At 68.2% G+C, this 19,499-nt stretch carries 17 protein-coding genes; 9 read left to right on the plus strand and 8 right to left on the minus strand.

From position 1 onward, the window contains the following. Nucleotides 1–132 precede the first annotated feature (132 nt). The 6 genes from H6844_12960 to H6844_12985 are packed head-to-tail and all read left to right on the plus strand — an operon-like array spanning nt 133 to nt 5,339. On the plus strand, nt 133–822 hold the full coding sequence (locus tag H6844_12960; GenBank protein ID MCB9930307.1) for a thermostable hemolysin: 690 nt from the start codon (nt 133–135) through the stop codon (nt 820–822). Further along, nucleotides 815–2,302, plus strand: a complete 1,488-nt coding sequence (locus H6844_12965; protein ID MCB9930308.1) for an AMP-binding protein — start codon at nt 815–817, stop codon at nt 2,300–2,302. The genes H6844_12960 and H6844_12965 overlap by 8 nt, the downstream gene beginning before the upstream one ends. Nucleotides 2,303–2,335: 33 nt before the next feature. Beyond that, a complete protein-coding gene (locus H6844_12970) occupies nt 2,336–3,007 on the plus strand; it encodes an iron-containing redox enzyme family protein (protein ID MCB9930309.1) in 672 nt (223 codons plus the stop codon). After that, nucleotides 2,997–3,866 (plus strand): SDR family NAD(P)-dependent oxidoreductase, encoded by an 870-nt coding sequence (locus tag H6844_12975; GenBank protein MCB9930310.1) that lies wholly within the window; start codon nt 2,997–2,999, stop codon nt 3,864–3,866. The genes H6844_12970 and H6844_12975 overlap by 11 nt, the downstream gene beginning before the upstream one ends. Before the next feature lie 50 nt (nt 3,867–3,916). Further along, complete coding sequence (locus tag H6844_12980) at nt 3,917–4,600, plus strand: tetratricopeptide repeat protein (GenBank protein ID MCB9930311.1); 684 nt, start codon at nt 3,917–3,919, stop codon at nt 4,598–4,600. A 25-nt stretch (nt 4,601–4,625) separates the two neighbouring features. After that, nucleotides 4,626–5,339, plus strand: coding sequence for a methyltransferase domain-containing protein (locus H6844_12985; protein ID MCB9930312.1), 714 nt, complete (start codon nt 4,626–4,628; stop codon nt 5,337–5,339). 76 nt (nt 5,340–5,415) lie between these two features. On the opposite strand, the gene H6844_12990 is transcribed toward H6844_12985, so the two are convergent. The 8 genes from H6844_12990 to H6844_13025 all read right to left on the minus strand — a co-directional run bounded on the left by H6844_12990 (nt 5,416) and on the right by H6844_13025 (nt 15,164). Next, the gene (locus H6844_12990) at nt 5,416–7,170 is read right to left on the minus strand and encodes a hydantoinase B/oxoprolinase family protein (protein ID MCB9930313.1); all 1,755 of its coding nucleotides are present in this window, start codon (nt 7,168–7,170) and stop codon (nt 5,416–5,418) included. 6 nt (nt 7,171–7,176) lie between these two features. Further along, nucleotides 7,177–9,246, minus strand: a complete 2,070-nt coding sequence (locus tag H6844_12995; GenBank protein ID MCB9930314.1) for a hydantoinase/oxoprolinase family protein — start codon at nt 9,244–9,246, stop codon at nt 7,177–7,179. A gap of 4 nt (nt 9,247–9,250) precedes the next feature. Further along, a complete protein-coding gene (gene puuE, locus H6844_13000) occupies nt 9,251–10,168 on the minus strand; it encodes an allantoinase PuuE (protein MCB9930315.1) in 918 nt (305 codons plus the stop codon). Between the two features lie 24 nt (nt 10,169–10,192). Further along, on the minus strand, nt 10,193–10,918 hold the full coding sequence (locus tag H6844_13005; protein ID MCB9930316.1) for an aspartate/glutamate racemase family protein: 726 nt from the start codon (nt 10,916–10,918) through the stop codon (nt 10,193–10,195). 1 nt (nt 10,919) lies between these two features. After that, entirely contained in the window at nt 10,920–11,777 is an 858-nt protein-coding gene (locus H6844_13010; protein ID MCB9930317.1) for an ABC transporter permease, read from the minus strand. A gap of 2 nt (nt 11,778–11,779) precedes the next feature. Then, a complete protein-coding gene (locus tag H6844_13015) occupies nt 11,780–12,628 on the minus strand; it encodes an ABC transporter permease (GenBank protein ID MCB9930318.1) in 849 nt (282 codons plus the stop codon). A 92-nt stretch (nt 12,629–12,720) separates the two neighbouring features. Continuing rightward, nucleotides 12,721–14,025, minus strand: a complete 1,305-nt coding sequence (locus H6844_13020; protein MCB9930319.1) for an extracellular solute-binding protein — start codon at nt 14,023–14,025, stop codon at nt 12,721–12,723. Between the two features lie 44 nt (nt 14,026–14,069). Next, nucleotides 14,070–15,164 carry an ABC transporter ATP-binding protein gene (locus H6844_13025; GenBank protein ID MCB9930320.1) on the minus strand — a complete coding sequence of 365 codons (1,095 nt, stop codon included), beginning with the start codon at nt 15,162–15,164 and terminating at the stop codon, nt 14,070–14,072. Nucleotides 15,165–15,582: 418 nt separating this feature from the next. Between H6844_13025 and H6844_13030 the strand changes: the two genes are divergently transcribed. Genes H6844_13030 through H6844_13040 form a run of 3 tightly spaced genes read left to right on the plus strand, consistent with a single transcriptional unit; the run spans nt 15,583 to nt 19,497 of the window. After that, nucleotides 15,583–16,629 carry an efflux RND transporter periplasmic adaptor subunit gene (locus H6844_13030; protein MCB9930321.1) on the plus strand — a complete coding sequence of 349 codons (1,047 nt, stop codon included), beginning with the start codon at nt 15,583–15,585 and terminating at the stop codon, nt 16,627–16,629. Beyond that, nucleotides 16,613–18,379, plus strand: coding sequence for an ABC transporter ATP-binding protein (locus tag H6844_13035; protein MCB9930322.1), 1,767 nt, complete (start codon nt 16,613–16,615; stop codon nt 18,377–18,379). Before H6844_13030 ends, H6844_13035 begins: the two co-directional genes overlap by 17 nt. After that, nucleotides 18,376–19,497 (plus strand): ABC transporter permease, encoded by a 1,122-nt coding sequence (locus H6844_13040; protein ID MCB9930323.1) that lies wholly within the window; start codon nt 18,376–18,378, stop codon nt 19,495–19,497. Before H6844_13035 ends, H6844_13040 begins: the two co-directional genes overlap by 4 nt. The last annotated feature ends 2 nt before the right edge of the window (nt 19,498–19,499 follow it).

The following is a 19,499-nucleotide window of genomic DNA, read 5'->3' on the forward strand; positions in this document are numbered from 1 at the left end:
AGTCCACACAACTTCACACACCGGCGGCCTATTTTCCGAGGCGTTAACCGCACCCGTGACCTCGGGGGAGACCGACGCCGGCATGTCCGTCTCCCCCGATTTTTCCGAGATCACCTGGGAGAGGCTGCCTCCATGCTCGACGGTTCCGCCTTGAATCTGCCGCCGCGGAAATCCGCCTCCGGTCCGCTCTGGGCGTGCGCCGCCACGGACGCCGGTGCCCAGCCGCATCCGGGCGCCGATCGGCGGCTCGTCCTGATGTCCCGGGACCACCCCTTGCGGCGTGCGGCAGAGGATTGCATTCGCGAGGTCTATGACCGCGCCTTCGGGGCCGCCGATCCGCAATTGTCGGAAACGCTGATCGTGTGGCTGACGGGAAGCGGCCGACCGCTTTGCGCCGCGGGCTTGCGCGCCGCACCGGAAGAGTTGTTTTCCGAGGCCTATCTCGACGCCCCGATCGAGACACTCCTATCCCTGCTGAACGGCCGGCCCGTGGCGCGGGGGTCCGTGTTCGAAATCACCACGCTCGCCGGCCGGAGCGTCGAGGATACACCGGCCTTTCTCCGACGCGTCCTGGCGCTGGGCCGGCAGGGTGGGTTTGGCTGGTCTTGCTTCACGGCCACCGCCCGTCTGCGCCGGCTGCTGGCCGCCATGGGCTTCAACCCGCACGTTCTGGCGCCCGCCAGCCCCGGCCGCCTGGCAGACCCGGAGCGCTGGGGCCGGTATTACGGGCACGATCCGATGGTCTGCGTCGCGGGCGATCCGGTCTCCGACGGTGGGGACCGGCGGCGGTTGTCACGGCGCCGGGCGCCGGCCAATGCGTGACCTGCTCGACGCCCTGCACCGCAACGCAAGCTCCGCCGGCGGCGGAGAGGCGTTCCGCGACCATCGGGGCGCGGTCTCGTGGCGGGACCTGGCCGCACGCGTGCGCGCGCTCGCGGCCGAACTGCAAGGGCTTTGCCCGCCGCGCATGGCGATCGGCCTGCTGGGCGCCAATTCCGTCGACTGGGTCGTGGGTCAGCTTGCGGGCTGGCATGCCGGCCTGACCGTCGTGCCGCTGCCGCCCTTCTTCCCGCAGCCCTACTTGCAGGCGATTCTGCGCGATGCGGATGTGCGGCAGGTCCTGGCAACCGACGACGGCCTGGCCGCCGCTCGCGACCTGGGCCTCCCGGTCGTTGCGATCTCCCGCCACCGGCACGCGCCCCTGGCCGACGCCGAGCCGCCGGCCGAGGGCGGCGGTCAGATCGTCTACACCTCCGGCAGCACCGGCACCCCGAAGGGCGTGCTGCTGCAGAGCGGCCAGATCCCGCACACCGCGGCTGCGCTGGTGACGGCCATCCAGGCGCGCCCGTCGGACCGTTATCTCTCCGCCATGCCGCTGGCGCTGCTGCTGGAAACCATCTGCGCCATTGCGATGCCGATCCTGGTGGGCGCGCCCGTGCGGTTGCAACCGGACCTTGCCGCCGGCTTCACCACCGCCGACGGCCGGCTGCTGGCCCAAACCGTCGCCGAGGCACGGCCGACCTGCCTGACCCTGACCCCGCACCTGTTGGCGGCTTGGGTGACGGCCCTGACAGCCGGCGCCGCCACCGTGCCCGACAGCCTGCGCTTCGTGGCCGTCGGCGGTGCCGCGACCCCGCCCCGCCTCGTCGACCGGGCCTGGACCCTGGGCATCCCCGCCCATCAGGGCTATGGCCTGACCGAATGCGGCTCCGTCGTTGCCCTGAACCGCCCGGGCGAGGGCCGGGGCCATAGCGTGGGCCGTCCCTTGTCGGACCTTTCGGTCACAATCCGCCAGGGGGAGATCGTCGTCGCCGGCCCAAGCGTCATGGACGGCTATGTCGGCCAGGCGCCGGCCAACGGTGTCTGGCGGACCGGCGACCTGGGCGCGTTCGACGCCGACGGCCGCCTGACCGTCCACGGCCGCGCGGACAATCTGATCGTCACGCCGGCGGGCCGCAATGTCAGCCCCGAATGGATCGAAGCCCTGGTCGCGTCCGACCCGCGCATCGCCCTCTGCCTGGTCGCCCATGTCGGCGGCCCGCATCTGGCCGCGGCGATCACGCCGTCCGCGACCGGAGCCGCCTGGTTTGCCGCCGCATCGCAGGACGAAACCGCCGACCTGGTCCGCGACCTGTGCGTCGGGGTGCCGGACCATGCGGTGCCGCGCACCGTCGCGGTCCTTTCCCAGGCCGATCTGGCGGCGGCGGGAGCCCTGACCGGCAATGGCCGCGTCCGGCGACAGGCCGCCAGAACAATGCTGCAAGCCGCCCTGCCGTCGCTCGCAGCCTCCGAACACGTCTAGCACCCCGGGAGGATTTGGCCCTTGAGCCCGTTTGTGAGCCTGTTCCAAAGATTGTTCGACGAGACGAGCGCTGCCCGCGCCGATTTCGTTGCGATCCCGCTGATCGGGCGGGCCGTGAGCGGCGATGCGCCCAAGGACCTCTATCTTGCCTTCCTGCAAGAGGCCTATCACCACGTCCGCCACACCTGCCCCCTCCTCTGCCTTGCCGCCGCGAAAACCCGCGACCCCGTCTACCGCGATGCGCTGATGCGCTATGTCGAGGAGGAACGCGGCCATGACGAGTGGATCCTCGCCGACATCGCGGCGCTGGGCGGCGATGCCGAGGCGGCGCGCCGGTCCCAGCCGGGCCGCGCCTGCCGGCTGATGGTCGCCTACGCCTATTACGCCATCGAATGGATCAGCCCCTATGCCATGCTGGGCATGGTGCATGTGCTGGAGGGAATGTCGGCGCAATTCGCGGGCCAGGCGGCCACGACGCTGGCGCAGAAATTCGGCGATGCCGGCAGCGGCCAGGGCTTCCTCTATCTCTCCTCGCACGGTTCGCTCGACCAGGAGCACACGGCGTTTTTCCAGCAACTGGTCGACAATCTGGACCGGACGGCCGCACCGCCGATCATCGACACCGCCATCATGATGTACGGCCTCTACGGCGATATCTTCCGCGAACTCGAACGCCGGGGGGAGGCGATGCGCCATGCGGCTTGAGGGCAAAACCGCCCTGATCACGGGCGCCGGGTCCGGGATTGGGCGGGCGCTGGCCGTCGAGGCCGCCGGCCACGGCATGGCGGTCGCCCTGGTCGGACGGCGCAGGGAGCCGCTGCAAGAAACCCGGACGCTGATGGGGGAGGATGCCAGCGCCCTGCTGCACACCGCCGACATCACCGCGCCGGATGCACGCCGCGGCCTGGTACAGCGGGTGGCAGCGGAATGGGGCCGGGTCGACTTTCTGGTCAACAATGCCGGGCTTCTGCTCGCGGGACCGGTCAGCGGCGCCAGCGACCGCGATATCGACCGGCTGCTGGCGACCAATGTCGCGGCACCGCTTGCCATGGCGCGAGAATTCCTGCCGTTGCTGCTGGCCGCCGACGAAGGACGCATCGTCAATGTCGGCTCCATGCTGGGCGACATCCCCATGCCGCTGTTCGCGGCCTATTGCGGCTCGAAATTCGCCCTGCGCGGCCTGTCCACGGCGCTGCGCCGCGAGTTGGAGGGCCTCGGAATCCGCGTCACCTATGCCGCGCCCCGCGCCGTCCGCACCGAGGCCGCCGCGGACATCGGCGAATATCTCGACCCGTTCGCGATGACCTTCGACACGCCCGGGCGAGTGGCCCGCCAGATCTGGCGGGCAGCGGCCCGCGGCCGCAAGACGGTCTACCCCGGACGGCGGGAACGGCTGTTCTGCCGGCTCGAACAGTTGGTGCCCTCCGTCATCGACCGGTCGCTCCGGAGCCAGCTGCAAGCCTATCTCGGCCGCAAGACATCCGGCGGATACGGCACCCGGTCGCAATCGTCCGCAAACCCCAAACCGGTGGCCTTCGAACCCGCCCTGAAATGCCGGGACTGACCGCCGAACGCGGCCCCCTCCTCACCATCTGCTCAAGAAGGTAACATGCCATGTCAATCCACACCTTCCGTACCGGTCTTCTCGCGGCCGGACTTGTGCTCGCGTCGGTTTCCATCGGCTCTGCCGCGACCCAGCCGGCCGCGCCCGCCATGCACGACGCCATCCTGCAAGTCGAACACGAATGGGCGCACATCACCTATCAGGTGAAGGACGACGACCAGAAAGAGCGCATGATGAACACCCTGGCCGAGGAGGCCGCCAAGGTCGTGTCGAACTTCCCCGGCCGGGCGGAGCCGCTGGTCTGGCAGGCCATCGTCGCCAGTTCCCAGGCGCGCTGTGCCGGTGCCTTCAGCGCGTTGGGCCATGCCAAGCAGGCCCGCAAACTGCTGGAAGACGCCGGCGCCATCGACTTCAAGACCCTGGGCGGCGCGGTTCCCACATCGCTCGGCACGATCGATTTCATGGTGCCCGGATTCCCGCTGGGCTTCGGCGACAACGACAAGGCCCGGCAGTATTTCAAGCAGGCCATGCAGATCAATCCGAACGGCCTCGACGCCAACTATTTCTATGGCGACTTTCTCTACCATGAGGGGGAGTACCGGCTCGCGTCCCAGGTGCTGAAGCACGCGCTCGAGGCACCGGTCGATCCGGAACGGCCGGTCTGGGACAGCGGCCGCCGGGCGGAAGCCAAGGCGCTGCTGCAAAAGGTCGACGACGAACTGGCATCGAACTGAGCCGGGTTCGGTAAGCCCCCCGCGAATGTCGACCCTGCCCGCCCTCTCCCGGGCCCTTGGCCGCCAGCTTCGCTCTCCGAACGGCATTGGCGGCCATTTGGTCGGCCGCCTGATGCGGCTTGCCAATGCCCGGCCCAATGCCCTGGCGATCCAGGCGCTGGCGCTGCAACCGGGTCACCATGTGCTGGAGGTCGGCTGCGGGCCGGGGCACGGCCTCCGGCTTTTGTGCAAGCGACAACCGCGCGCGTTGGTCCATGGCCTCGACCGGTCGGCCGCGATGATCGCACAGGCGCAGGCGGCGAACCGGCGGGCCATCCGAGACGGCCATGTTCGCCTCTACCACGGCCGCTTCGAGCGCCTGCCGTTCGAGAGTGCCACGATGGACGCGGTGTTGGCGGTGAATGTCGCCTATTTCTGGCAGGATGCGCCGACCATTGTCGGCGAAATCCGGCGGGTGCTGCGTCCGGGCGGCCGGCTTTCGCTCTATGTCACCGATGCCGAAACCATGCGCCGTTGGCCGTTCGCCGAGGCAGCGACGCACCGCCATTTCGACCCGTCCGGTTTACGCCAGACCCTCGAAGCCGGGGGGTTCGAGACCGGGCGGATCGCGATCCGGCGGCAGGCTGTCGGCCTCGGCGTGCTCGGCCTGCTGGCAACGGCCGACACGCCGGACAGAGCAATTTCAAGCACAATGACGTCATTGTGCGACTCGGATAATTGCGTCAGATCAACCAAATAGGGCGGATTCCGTGAGCCAGTGCGAATGGAACCCGCTCTAGGCGGGCGCCATGACGACACACCATTCCTCCGGCCGGTCAGGCACCCTGTCGCAGGGCACTCGTCGCCGCCGCATCGAGCTTGCCCTCCGGCGTCAGCACGACGCCGAAATCCCGCCGCGCGGTTTCGGCCGAGATCAGCCCGTCCGCAACGTCGGCAACCACGGCTTCCGGCGCGCGGCGGGAGGGCGGGCCATAGCCGCCGCCGGCTGGGCCGACGCACCGGAACAGGGTTCCGGCCCTGATCCGCCGGTGCGGCACCTTGGACGGCAGTTCCTCGATGGCGCCGCCATTGTGCACCAGTTCGAGCTTCGCCGGCTGGCCGAGGCCGCCGCCCGCGAAGCCCCAGGGACGGTAACGGTGGCCCTCGCCCTCCACGGACGCGCCGCCGTCCGACAGGTATTCGAACTCCCTCACCGCGCCCAGGCCGCCCCGGTACTGGCCGGCGCCGGCCACGTCCTCGCGCAGTTCGTAGCGACGGACGCGGAGCGGCAGGTGGCTTTCGATGTCCTCGATCGGGTTGTTGCGCGTGTTGGCGAACAGCGTGTCGACGGCGTCCATGCCATCCATGCCGTCGCGGCCGCCATAGGAGCCCTCGAAAATTTCCATGTGCACCCAGGGCTTGCTCTGATGCACGCCCGAGAAGGCGATCACCTTCAGATTGCCGATGCCGGCCGAGACCTGGCCGGGCTTGGCGAGCGACAGCGCCTTCATCACCGTGTCCGCCAGCGCATTGCCGGGGCAGAAGCGGGCGATGGTCGGGGCCGGGAAAATCGGGTTCGCGAGGCAGCCTGCCGGCGCGATGATGGTGATCGGACGCACCAGGCCGTCATTCACCGGAATATGGCCGTGCTCGGCCGTATCGAGCAGAACCGAGCGCACGGTCAGCCAGACCGCGATATCCACCGTGCCCTCGAACGGCATGTTGATCGGGCGGTCGTCCACCTGGGGTGCGGTGCCGGTCAGGTCCACCTCCATTTGGTCGCCCTTGACCCGAACCGTCGCCACCAGCGGCAGTTCGCGGCGGGCCGGGTCGTCCAGAAACCCGTCAATGGCGCTCTCGCCCCGGTATTCGCCGTCGGGGAGCGCGGCGATCGCCTGGCGCATCAGCCGCTCGGCATGGTCCATCATGGCGTCGCAGGCCGCCTGGAAGGTTTCGAGGCCGTATTTCCCGACCAGTTCGGTCATGCGCTCCGCACCGATGCGGGCGGCGGCGATCTGGGCCTCCATGTCGCCCACGACCAGGTCCGAGACGCGGACATTGTCGCGCAGGATGTGCCAGACCATGCGGTTCGGCTGGCCGCGGTCGACGATCTTGATCGCCTTGAACTGCAAGCCCTCGGCATAGGCGTCCATCGCATCGACAATGCCGCAGGACCCCGGCGAAAGCGCGCCGATATCCAGGTGGTGCGCGGTGTTGGCGGAATAGCCGATGATCCGGCCGTCATGGAAGACCGGCACGATGAAGGCGACGTCCGGGCCGTGGCTCGCGCCGGCATAGGCATCGTTGTGCATGATGACGTCGCCGGGGGCCAGCGTCTCGCCGCGCGCCGCCATGATCCGTTTCATGCCGCGGATATAGCCGGGGATCGGCCCGGATTGCAGCGGCGTGGACTGGGCCGACTCGGCAAGCCCCCGGCCGTCCGCATCCACCAGGCCAGCGCCGAAATCCTCGGACTCGCGGATGATGGAGGAATAGGCCATGCGCATCAGCTTCCAGCCCATCTCCACCGCGATATTCTCCAACGCGCCTTGGATGACGCTGACGGTGACGGGATCCACGGTTCGGCTCATGGCGCCTCAACTCCCCAGGCGGAGGATCAGATTGCCCGCCCGGTCGGCGGTGACGGTGGCGCCGGGCGGAACCACGGTGGTGGTGTCTTCCTGCAACACGATGGCCGGGCCGGCCACGGGCCGGTCCAACGGCAGGTCCGTCCGCTGCCAGAGCGGCGTCTCCAGCCATTCGACGCCGCCACCGGCCTGGCCAAAGGCGCAGGGGCGCGTGCCGATGGGATGGCTTTCCACCGGATCGACCACCGCGGGCGCCGCGATCTTCTCCATCGCCGCGGCGGCGGTGATGCGGACATTGACGATCTCGACGGCGCTGGCCTCGAAACGGTGGCCGTATTCGGCCTCGTGCGCCGCGCCGAACGCCTCCAGCACGCCCGCCATGGCCGCCGCATCCAGCCCGCCCGGCGGGAACGCCACGCGCAGTTCGTAGCCCTGGCCGGCATAGCGCAGGTCGCCCGCGCGCTCGAACCGCACCGCATCGCGCGCGATGCCGTCGGCGGCGAACCGCCCGGCAAGGTCGTCTTCCAGCCCCTGAAACAGCCGGTTCAGCCGCGGAATGTCGAGCGCGTCCGAAGTCTGGAAGGCGGTCGCGACCGCATCATAGCGCAGGTCCGTGGTCAGCAGGCCCACCGCAGACGTGATACCCGGATGCGGCGGGATGATCACCGTCGGAATGTCCAGCATTGCCGCCACGTCCGCCCCATGCAGCGGCCCGGCCCCGCCGAACGCCACCAGGGCGTAGTCGCGCGGGTCCAACCCTTTCTGCACCGTGCGGCTGCGAATGGCATTCGCCATGTTTGCGTTCAGGATGGTGAGGATGCCGAGCGCCGCTGCCTCCCGGCTCATGCCGACCCTGGCGGCGAAGCCATCGACCGCAGCGGCGGCCGCATCCGCGTCCAGCCTCATCCGCCCGCCGAGGAAATTGTCCGGCACCAACCGCCCCAGCGTCACATGGGCATCGGTAACGGTCGCCTCCGCGCCGCCATGGCCGTAGGCCGCGGGGCCGGGCCGGGCGCCGGCGCTCTCGGGGCCGACCTTGAAGGCGCCACCCGCATCCACATGTGCGATGGAGCCGCCGCCGGCACCGATAGTGTGGATGTCGATCATCGGCACCAGCGCCGGATAGCCGGCAATCCAGGTGTCGCGCGCGGTCGCCTCACCGAACTGCCCCTCGGTGACGATGCCGATATCGGCCGACGTGCCGCCGATATCGAAGGTGATGAGGTTGCGATGGCCGGACAGCCCCCCGCACCAGGCCCCGCCCAGCACGCCTGCCGCGGGACCGGACAGCAAGGTCGTCACCGGCCGCTCCGCGACCATGGCCGGGGTTGCGACGCCGCCGTTCGAGCCCATGATGCGCAGATCCGCGGCCGCGCCGCTGGCCTTCAGCTTGCGTTCCAGGTTGGCGATGTAGGCGGCGACCTTCGGGCCGACAAAGGCGTTGAGCGCGGCGGTGGTGAAGCGCTCGAACTCGCGGAATTGCGGCGCGATCTCGGCGCTGGTGCAGAGGAAGGCTTCCGGGAACTCTTCCGCCACGATTTCCTTGGCCCGCAATTCGTGCGCCGGGTTCAGGTAGCTGAACAGGAAGCAGATGGCGACGCTTTCCACCCCGGCATGGCGCAGTTCGCGCGCGGCCTCGCGCACGGCCTGTTCGTCCAGCGGCACCAGCACCTCGCCCTTGGGCGGGATCAGGCGCTCGGCCACGGTCTTGCGATGGCGACGACGGACCAGCGGCCGGTCCTGCCAGGGGATTTCCTGGCGGATCGAATAGTGCTGCGGTCGCTGATGGCGGCCGATATGGAGGATATCGCGATAGCCCTCGGTCGTGATCATGCCGGCCGTCGCGCCGTCGTATTCCAGAACGGCATTGGTCGCGATGGTGGTGCCGTGCAGCACCCGGTCCAGGTCGCCGATGGCGATGCCATGCAAGGAGCAGATCTCGCCGATGCCGTCGGCGACCGCGCGGCCGGGATCGTCCGGCGTGGACGGCACCTTGTGGATCAGCGTGCGGCCGGTCGCGGAATCCGTATAGACGAGGTCGGTGAACGTGCCGCCGACATCGACGCCGATCAGTTGCATGGGCTCAGGCCCCTTCCGCCGGGAAACGGGCGATCCAGTGGCGGGCGATATCCACCCGGCGGCAGAGCCAGACCCGGTCATGGCCCTGCACATAGTCCAGGAACCGCGCGAGCGCCGCCGCCCGGCCCGGCCGGCCAGCCAGACGGCAATGCAGGCCGACGGACATCATCTTGGGCGCGTGCTCGCCTTCCGCGTACAGGGTGTCGAAGCTGTCCTTCAGATAGGCGAAGAACTGGTCGCCCGAGTTGAACCCCTGCGGCGTGGCAAAGCGCATGTCGTTGGCATCCAGCGTGTAGGGCACGACCAGATGCGGCCTGCCATGGCCATGGTCCCAATAGGGCAGTTCGTCGGCATAGGAGTCGGCGTCGTAGAGAAAGCCGCCATGCTCGACCACCAGACGGCGCGTGCTCTCGCTGGTGCGCCCGGTGTACCAGCCGACCGGCACGGCCCCGCAGGCTTCGCGGATGGCGTCCATCGCCAGCGCGATATGCTCCCGCTCCACGGCCTCCGGCACGGTGCGGTAATCGATCCAACGATAGCCGTGGCTGGCGATCTCCCACTCGGCCTCGACCATGGCCTGGGCCGCCTCGGGATTGCGGGCCATGGCCATGCCGACCGCGAACACCGTGACCGGGATGCGGCGCTCGGTGAACAGGCGATACAGCCGCCAGAACCCCGCCCGCGAGCCGAACTCGTAGATCGACTCCATGCTCATATGCCGTTGCCCTGTCCAGGGCTCGGCGCCGACGATTTCGGAGAGGAACGCCTCCGACGCCGGATCGCCGTGCAGGATGCAGTTCTCGCCGCCTTCCTCGTAATTGATGACGAATTGCACGGCGACGCGCGCGCCGCCCGGCCATTGCGGGTCGGGCGGATTGCGGCCATAGCCGGTCAGGTCGCGCGGATAGGGTGCCTCGCTCATGGCGCCTCGCTCATGGGAATTGCCTCACTCGTCCGGCCAGGCATCGTCCGCGAACTGGCCGCGATAGGGTTTGCGGGCCGGGAATTGGTAGGCCCCGGTCTTGGCGGTGGCCAGGCCCTGGGCCACAAGCCCCTCCGCGTGTTTGACTGCCGCGGCGACGCCGTCGACGACCGGCACGCCCAGGTCCCGGCGCAGGGCCGCCACCCAGTCGGCCATGCCGGCGCAGCCCAGCACAATCGCCTCGGCTCCGTCCGCGACGGCCCGTTCGGCGGTGGCGCGCACGGGCGCATAGCCGCCGGTCTCCAGCGCCAAGACCGGCACGTCGGCGGCATAGACCCGGCAGCGTTCGGCGACGCCATAGCGGTGTGCCAGCTCGCGAATGCGCGCCAGCGAGCGGGTGGTGGTGGTGACGACGGCCATGCGATCGGCAATAGAAGCCGCGGCGTGCAAGCTCGCCTCGACAATGCCGACCACGGGCACCCGCAATGCGGCGCGCAGCGGCTCCAGGCCCGGATCGTCGAAACAGGCGACGACGACCGCATCGGCGCCGTCCCACTCGGCCGCCAGGGCGGTGCGGATCAGGCCGGGCAGCGCGAAGGCTTCGTCATAGGGGCCCTCGATGCTGGCGGGGCCGTCTGCGGGCGTCAGGCCGACAAGGACGGTGCCCGGCGCCGTCACCGCCTCGGCCGCGGCAACGCAGGTGGCCGTCATGCCGGCGGTGGTGTTGGGGTTGACCAGGGCAAGGCGCATCTCACACCAGCCCCTTGCCCGCATCCGAACCCTTGCGCAGGCGGCGGCGGTGCAGGATGGCGGTGGCGGTCAGGGCCGCGGCGATCACGGCCAGCGAGAGGAAGGTGGTCATGGCGCCCAGCGCGTAAATCACCGGCGTCGTCACATTGGTCTGCATCGCCTGCAATTCCAGCGGCAGCGTGTTGAGCGGGCCGACCGACTGGGAGGTGCGCGCGATCTCGTCATAGGACAGCGTGAAGCCGAACAGGGCGACGCCGATCAGCGACGGCGCGACGATGGGCAGGACCACGTGCCGGACGGTCTGGAAGCCGCTCGCGCCCAGGTCCCGTGCCGCGGCCTCGTAGGAAGGGTCGAAGCGGTTGAACACCGCAAACATGATCAGCAGGCCGAACGGCAATGTCCAGGTCAGATGCGCGCCCAGGGCCGAGGTGAACCAGGTGCGCGGCAGCCCCAGCAGTTCGAAGCCCGCGCCAATGCCCAGGCTCACCACGACACTCGGCATGATCAGGCTGGCGATGACCAGGTAGAACACCAGCGTCGCGCCGCGGAAGCGCGAGCGGAAGGCCAGCCCGGCCAGGAAGGACATCGCGACGGTCAGCGCCATCACGATCAGCCCCAGCAGGATCGAGCGCTCGAACGCGCCCCAGATGTCGCCGATGGGCTGCGGCTCGAACAGTTGCACGAACCAGTGCAGCGAGACGCCGTTCATCGGAAAGGTCAGGCCGCCGGTCGGCCCCTGGAAGGCCAGCAGGATCACCAGGAACAGCGGACCCCACAGGAAGACAACGAACGCCCCGAACAGGAGTTTCAGACCGATGCGCCAGCCCTTGCTGCCCGGCGCGGCGGGTGCGGCGGCCATGGCTACAACTCCTTCCGCACGTCGACGATCCGCATCAGCAGGACGATCATCAGGATCACCGCCCCCAGCAGCACCATGGAGTTCGCCGCCGCGGGGGGGAATTGCAGGTAGGAGAGTTCGGTCGCAATCGCCTTGCCGACGCTGGCCACCTGGCCGCCGCCCAGCACGTTCACGGTCACGAAGTCGCCCATCACCATGGCGATCACGAAGATCGAACCGATGGCGATGCCGGGCTTGCAGAGCGGCAGGATGACGGTCCGCAACGTCTGCCAGGTGCTGGCGCCCGCATCCGTCGCAGCCTCCACCAGCGATTTGTCGATGCGCAGCATGGAGTTGAAAATCGGCACCACCATGAACAGCGTGTAGAGATGCACATAGCCCAGCACCACCGCGAACTCGCTATAGAGCAGCCATTCCTGCGGCTCGCCGACAAGGCCGAGCGCGATCAGCCCCTGGTTCACCAGGCCGTTGCGGCCCAGAAGCGGGATCCAGGAGATCATGCGGATGACGATCGAGGTCCAGAACGGGATCGTGCACAACAGGAAAAGCGCGATCTGCCAGCGCATGCTCCGGACGTGGAAGGCCAGGAAATAGGCGACGAAAAAGCCCAGAAACAGGGTGATCAGCCAGACGATGGCGCAGAATTTCAGGGTGATCCAATACGTATCGTAGGTGACCTTGGACGTGAACACGTCCACGTAATTGAAGGTCACGAAATCCGGAATGAGGATGTCATAGGCCTGATAATCGAAGAAGCTGATGACCACGACCAGACAAAGCGGAACGAGGAAAAACAACACGAATATCGCCGTGATCGGCAAGGCCTGAAGATAGGGGGCAAAGCGTTTCATGGTGTTGTATCTGGACTGCCATTCTCACAAGAAACCGGCGATGACGGCCGAGGCCGGGCGGCGCGGTGACGGTGCCGCCCGGCCCGCCTGCCTCAGGCGGCGATGAACTCGTTCCACTTGCGGACCATGTAGCGGTCCTCGTCCATCACGGTGTTCCAGACGGTGACATGGCCCATGCGCTCCCAGAAGCTGCCGCCGTCGCGGACGGTGCCCGCGGGCTCGATGGGCTCGCCGGTCGGGCTGACCACGTCATGGGCCGCCGGCTTGCCTTCCATCCAGAAATCCCACTCCCACGGCGCCATCTGCGCCTTCGCGGTGGAAAGCACGGCCGTGTAATAGCCCTGGCGGTTCAGGAAGGCCCCGGCCCAGCCGGAGAGATACCAGTTGATGAACTCGTAGACGGCATCCAGCGTCTTGCCGTCCACATGCGCCGGCACGCCGAGGCCGGAGGCCCACGCCCGGTAGCCCTCTTTCAGCGGCTGGTAAACGCAGGGCACGCCCATCTGGCGAACCTTGGTCACCGCCGGCGACCACATCGACTGGATGATGACCTCGCCGGAGGCCATCAGGTTCACGCTCTCGTTGAATTCCTTCCAGAAGGCGCGGAACTGGCCGTCCTTCTTCGCCTCCGTCAGCACCTTCATGGTGGCGTCGATCTCGTCGCGGGTCATGTTGCCCTTGTCGCCATACTTCACGAGGCCGGAGGCCTCGCAGACCATGGCGGCGTCCATGATGCCGATGGACGGAATGTTCAGAATCGAGGACTTGCCCTTGAACCCGCTGTCGAGCAGATCGGACCAGGAAGAGACCTTGTAGTCCGCGCCCTTCGCCTTGGCGATCTCGTCCGGCCGGATGCCGAGCGTATCGGCGTTGTAGACCGTCGGGATCAACGTCATCCACTGGGTCGGATCGGTGGCGAACGCCTTGGACTTTTCCGCCTCCAGATAGCTCACCTTGATGGGTGCAATGCCCTCGCGCGGCATTGTCTGGCCGTTCGGCAATTCGCCCTTGGTGAAGATCGGAACGATGTTGTCGTATTCCTTGATCTTCGCCGTATCCATGCCGCGCATGACGCCCGAGGGAACGATCTTTTTCATCATCCAGTATTCGGCGTCGAGCAGATCGAACGAGGTCGGCTGCGTCACCGCCCGCTTCACCACGTCGTCGGAGGTGAGCGAGGTGTACTGGATGGTGAAGCCCAGGTCTTCCTTGGCCTTGTCCGCCAGTTGCTTGAACTGGTTCACCCCGGTGCCGGCGATGCGCAGCGTCACGGGCTCGGCCGCATGCACGAAGGGCGCCGGGAAGCCGCTGGCCGCGCCCACGACCGCGGCCGTGCCCGCCGCTTTCAACACCGCGCGGCGCGAAACGCCGTCCTTCCATTTGTCTTCGATCGCCATGATGTTCGTCTCCCGTTGGTCAACCGGTGGAAAAGAGTGCGCAATCAGGCCGCGCCGTTCCGCAGCCAGTGGATGTCGTCCGCCGCCCAGGAGGCGACGACCGCGTCGCCCTCGGCGAAGCCGCTTTCGGCAAAATCGCGCTCGCTCAGCCACGCCTCGAAATCGTCCGGCGCGCCGCCGTAGAAGCGCAGCTTGAAATGCGTGCCCAGGTATTCGATCTCGCCGAGTTGGGTCCAAAGCATCGGCGCGCCGTTTGCGCCCGAAGCGACGGCCGCGTCGGCCCGCACCACCTGGACCCGGTCGCAACGGACGGTGCAGGCGGCCGTCTCGCCGAAGGCCAGGCCGTCGGGCAGCGCCAGGCGCAGGCCGCCCGGCCCTTCCGCCGCGCCATTCCCCAGCGAGCGGACCGGCAGCACGTTGTGGCCGCCGATGAAGCGCGCGACAAAGGCGGTGGCGGGCTCGCGGAACACCTGCATCGGCGTTCCGGCCTGTTCGATCCGGCCCTGGTTCATGACGATGATCTTGTCGGCCAGCGCCAACGCCTCGTCCTGGCTGTGCGTGACATGGATGAAGCTGATGCCGAGGCGTTGCTGCCAGCGCTTCAATTCGGAGCGCATGCGGATGCGCAGGAACGGGTCCAGCGCCGACAGCGGCTCGTCCAGCAGCAGCACGCTCGGGCTGGTGATCAGGGCACGGGCCAGCGCCACCCGCTGCTGCTGACCGCCGGACAATTGCGCGGGCAGGCGTTCGGCCAGCGCCTCCATCTCGACCATGGTCAGGAGCTCGCGGGCCTTGCCCAGCCGCTCCGCCTTTTTCACGCCCGCCATGCGCAGGCTGAAGGCCACGTTCTCCGCACAGGTCAGATGCGGGAACAGGGCGTAATTCTGGAACATCATCGCGGTCGCGCGCCTGGCCGGCGGCAGGTGCGAGACCTCCTGCCCGCCGATCAGGATGTCGCCGGACGTGGCGAATTCGTGCCCTGCGATCATGCGGAGCGTCGTGGTCTTGCCGCAGCCGGACGGCCCCAGCAGACAACAATAGGAACCGGCCTCGATCTTGACCGAGATGCCGTCGACGGCGACGGCGTCGCCGAAATCTTTTCGGACCAGCGCCAGCTCTACTTCAGAATTTCCGGACATCGCCTGGGCTTGGTTGCGGGGCAGGCCTTGCGGGCCTTGGGCATTCCCAAGCAAAGCAAGAGCCGTGCCAATCCGCCGACCCGGCGGAACCGAAGCATTCCGCCCGGACCGAGACCCGGATTTCGATCAAATATTGAGCAGAGACCGTATTTTAGGCAAAAGCCGCACGGCCATGCGGGCCCCGGCTTTCGCCCGCGGCTTTACGGACAAAGGCCGCGGACGGCTCCCGCAACCTGTCGGCTTGGCCCCATTGACTTGGCCGGCGGTTCGCGGCGGAATTGCAAAGGCACACACGCCACTGCCCTGGTGGATGCAAACGCCATTGCGACGCTCGCCCCGGTCTCCGGCGTTGGAAACCGGGTGAGGCGCTCCGTTTTGGCAAGGCAACCACGCCCCGACCGCGCCCAGGATTTCGCCGATGCTGAAAAACCGACGCCCTGTCATCGCGGTTATCCTGGTGGCGATCCTCCTGGGAGGCGGCGGCTTCTGGCTGTGGCGCGCGCCTTCGGAAACGGGCAACGTGCTGACGTTGTACGGCAATATCGACATCCGCGAGGTCCAGCCCGCCTTCAACGACAGCGGCCGCATTGCCTCCGTGTCCGTCCACGAGGGCGTCGCCGTCAAGCGCGGCCAGTTGCTGGCGACCCTGGACGATTCCCGCTATGCCGCGGCCCTGGCCCAGGCCCGGGCGCAGATGCAGGCGCGCAAGCAGACCCTCGAACGGCTGCAAGCCGGCTCGCGACCGGAGGAAATCGCGGAGGCGAAGGCGAAAATGGATGCGCTGGAAGCCGCCCATCGCAATGCCGAGATCGTCTACAAGCGGTATGCCAACCTGACGGTGCGCAATGCCGCGTCCCGGCAGCAACTCGACGACGCCAGGGCGGCGGCCGCGGTGGCCTTTCACCAGTACGAAGCGGCCAAGCAGACCTATCTGCTGGTGAAAATGGGGCCGCGACAGGAGGATATCGCCGCCGCCCGCGCCGAATACGAGGCCGCGGTGGCCGCCTTCGATCTGGCCCAGCACGCCCAAAACGACACCCGCCTGTTTGCGCCGGCGGACGGCATCGTCCAGGCGCGCATTCTCGAACCCGGCGACATGGCCTTTCCCAACGCGCCGGTCGTGACCCTGGCCCTCACCGACCCGCTCTGGGTGCGCACCTATGTGCCGGAGACGTCGCTGGGACGGGTTCGGCCGGGCATGGCGGCTCGTGTCGCCACCGACAGCTATCCCGGCAAGACCTATCGGGGCTGGATCGGCTATCTCTCGCCCACGGCGGAGTTCACGCCCAAAACCGTGCAAACGCCGGAATTGCGGGCCGCGCTCGTCTACCAGCTGCGGGTATTTCTCTGCGATGCCCATGGCGAGTTGCGCCTGGGCATGCCGGCCACGGTGCGGATCGACCTGGATCAGCCGGCGCCGGAAAGTGGCCCGGACGGGAGGCCGGCGGATGCCGTCTGCCAATGACCGCCCGCCGGCGCTGCGGTTGCAGGACGTGCACCGGCGCTTTCGCGTCGGCCGGCGCACCGTCACCGCGCTGGATGGTGTCTCCGCCATGGCGCCGGATGGCGGGGTGACCGGCGTTATCGGCCCGGACGGTGCGGGCAAGACCACCCTGATGCGCCTGATTGCCGGTCTGTTGCGCCCCGATGACGGCGTAATCGAGGTGCTGGGCATCGACGTCGCGCGCGAGCCGCTCGCCGTCCAATCCCGGCTTGGCTACATGCCGCAGCGCTTCGGCCTCTACGAAGACCTGACCGTTCAGGAGAATCTCGACCTGTACGCGGACCTGCGGGAGGTGCTGCCGGCCGAGCGGTCCGCCCGCTATGACCAGTTGCTGCACATGACCGGCCTTGGCCCGTTCCGGGGCCGGATGGCCGGCAAGCTCTCCGGCGGCATGAAGCAGAAGCTGGGCCTGGCCTGCACCCTGGTCAAGCCGCCGGCGCTGTTGCTGCTGGACGAGCCGACCGCCGGCGTCGACCCGGTGTCGCGGCGGGAATTATGGCAGATCGTCGATCACCTCGTCCGGGAATCCCGGACCACGGTGCTGTTCAGCACCTCCTATCTGGACGAGGCCGAGCGTTGCGACACGGTCTTGCTGTTGCACGAAGGCCGCCTGCTGAGTTCCGGCCCGCCGGAGACCTTCCGTACCGCCATGGCCGGCCAGTGCTTTTTCGCCGAAGCCAAGACCGAGCGGCGGCGGTTGCAAAGCCGTATCGCTCGTGCACCCGGCGTCATCGATGCCGTGATCCAGGGCAACCGGCTGCGCGTGGTGACCGGGGATGAGCCGGCGCTGCGCCAGGCGATGCCGGACCTCCGGCTGACACCCGCCCCGCCCCGCTTCGAGGACAGCTTCATCGCGCAACTGCACCGGGCACGGGACCGGACGCTACCGGAGGCGCCAGCCGCAACGGCGGAAGCCGCAAGGGCAGAGACGGACTTCGAACAGTCGGAAACTGCCGGCGTGCCCGAGGCTCCCGTGATCGAGGTCGAAGGCGTGACCCGGCGGTTCGGCACTTTCGTCGCCGTCGACCGCGTGAGTTTCCGGGTCCATCGCGGCGAGATTTTCGGCTTGCTGGGCGCCAATGGCGCCGGCAAGTCCACCACCTTCCGCATGTTGTGCGGTTTGCTGCCGCCCTCGGACGGCAGCCTGCGGGTCGCCGGCTTCGATCTGCGCCGGGCGGCGGCCCGCGCCCGCGGCCGCATCGGCTATATGGCCCAGAAATTCTCGCTCTATGCCGACCTTTCGGTCGAGCAGAATCTGCGCTTCTTCAGCAGCGCCTACCGGCTGACCGGCGCCCGCCGCAAGGAGCGCATCGCCTGGGCGGTGGCGGAATTCGGCCTTGAGCCGATGCTCAGGGCCACGGCACGGGATCTTTCGCTCGGCTTCAAGCAGCGCATGGCCCTGGCCTGCGCGCTGATGCACGAACCGGACATCCTGTTCCTCGACGAGCCGACCTCGGGCGTCGACCCGTTGGCGCGGCGCGAGTTCTGGCACCGGATCATCGCCCTGGCGGACGCCGGCGTGACGGTGCTGGTCACCACCCATTTCATGGAGGAGGCCGAATACTGCGACCGGCTGGTCATCATGGCCCAGGGGCGGGTGCTGACCGAAGGCGCGCCCGCCGCCATCCGCGACGCCGCCCGCCGGGCCGACCGGCCGGAGCCGACCATGGAGGACGCCTTCATCTCCGTCATTGCGGAGGCGGCGGCATGAGGCTCGGCCTGCGCCGCCTGTGGGCGCTGATGCGCAAGGAATGGTTGCAGATCGGGCGCGATCCCTCGGCGCTGGCCATCGCCTTCGTGTTGCCGGCGGCCCTGCTGCTGATCTTCGGCTATGGCGTGTCGCTCGACGCCCGCAACGTGCCCGTGGCCCTGGTGGTGGAGCAGCCGGACTCGCTGACCGCCAGCTTCACCGGCGGGTTCCAGCACTCGCCCTATTTCCGGCCGCAATGGTTCAACACGATCCAGGCGGCCGAACAGGCCATGACCGCGCACAAGGTCAACGGCATTGTCTGGCTGCGCAGCGATTTCAGCCGCCGGGCCGAACATGCCGGCGCCGCCCCGATCGGCGTCATCGTCAACGGCACCGACGCCAACAATGCCCGCCTGATCCAAGGCTATGTGCAACAGATCTGGGCCAACTGGCTGAACGCCCGGGCACAGGAGGCCGGCCGGCCGTCGCCGATGCCCATCGCCGCGGAGCCGCGCGTGCGCTTCAATCCGGCCGTCAGCAGCCGGAATTATCTGGTTCCGGGGCTGATCGCCATGATCATGACCCTCACCGGCGCCTTGCTGACCGCCCTGGTCATCGCCCGCGAGTGGGAACGCGGCACGATGGAGGCGCTGATGGTGACGCGCGTGCGCATGCGGGAAATCCTGCTGGCCAAGCTGGCGCCCTATTTCGTGCTGGGCATGGGCGGCATGGCGGCCTCGGTGGCCATGGCCGTGTATCTGTTCGGCGTGCCGTTGCGCGGCTCGTTCCTGGTGCTCGTCGCCGCCTCGGCCCTGTTCATGCTGGCGGCGCTCGGCATGGGGTTGCTGATTTCCAGCATCGCCCGCAACCAGTTCGTCGCCGGCCAGATCGCGATCATCACCACCTTCCTGCCCGCCTTCATCCTGTCGGACTTCGTGTTCAGCATCCACAGCATGCCGGAGGCGATCCAACTCGTGACCCATGTGGTCGCCGCCCGCTATTTCGTCGCCATCCTGCAAACGCTGTTCCTCGCCGGCGATGTCTGGTCGGTGATCCTGCCGAATGCGCTGGCGCTGGCGGTGATGGCGGTGATCTTTCTGGGCCTGGCGCGGGCCAGCGCCCGCAAGCGGCTGGATTGACC

This window comes from Alphaproteobacteria bacterium, from assembly GCA_020638555.1.
In the GTDB taxonomy this organism is placed as follows: Bacteria; Pseudomonadota; Alphaproteobacteria; order Bin95; family Bin95; genus JACKII01.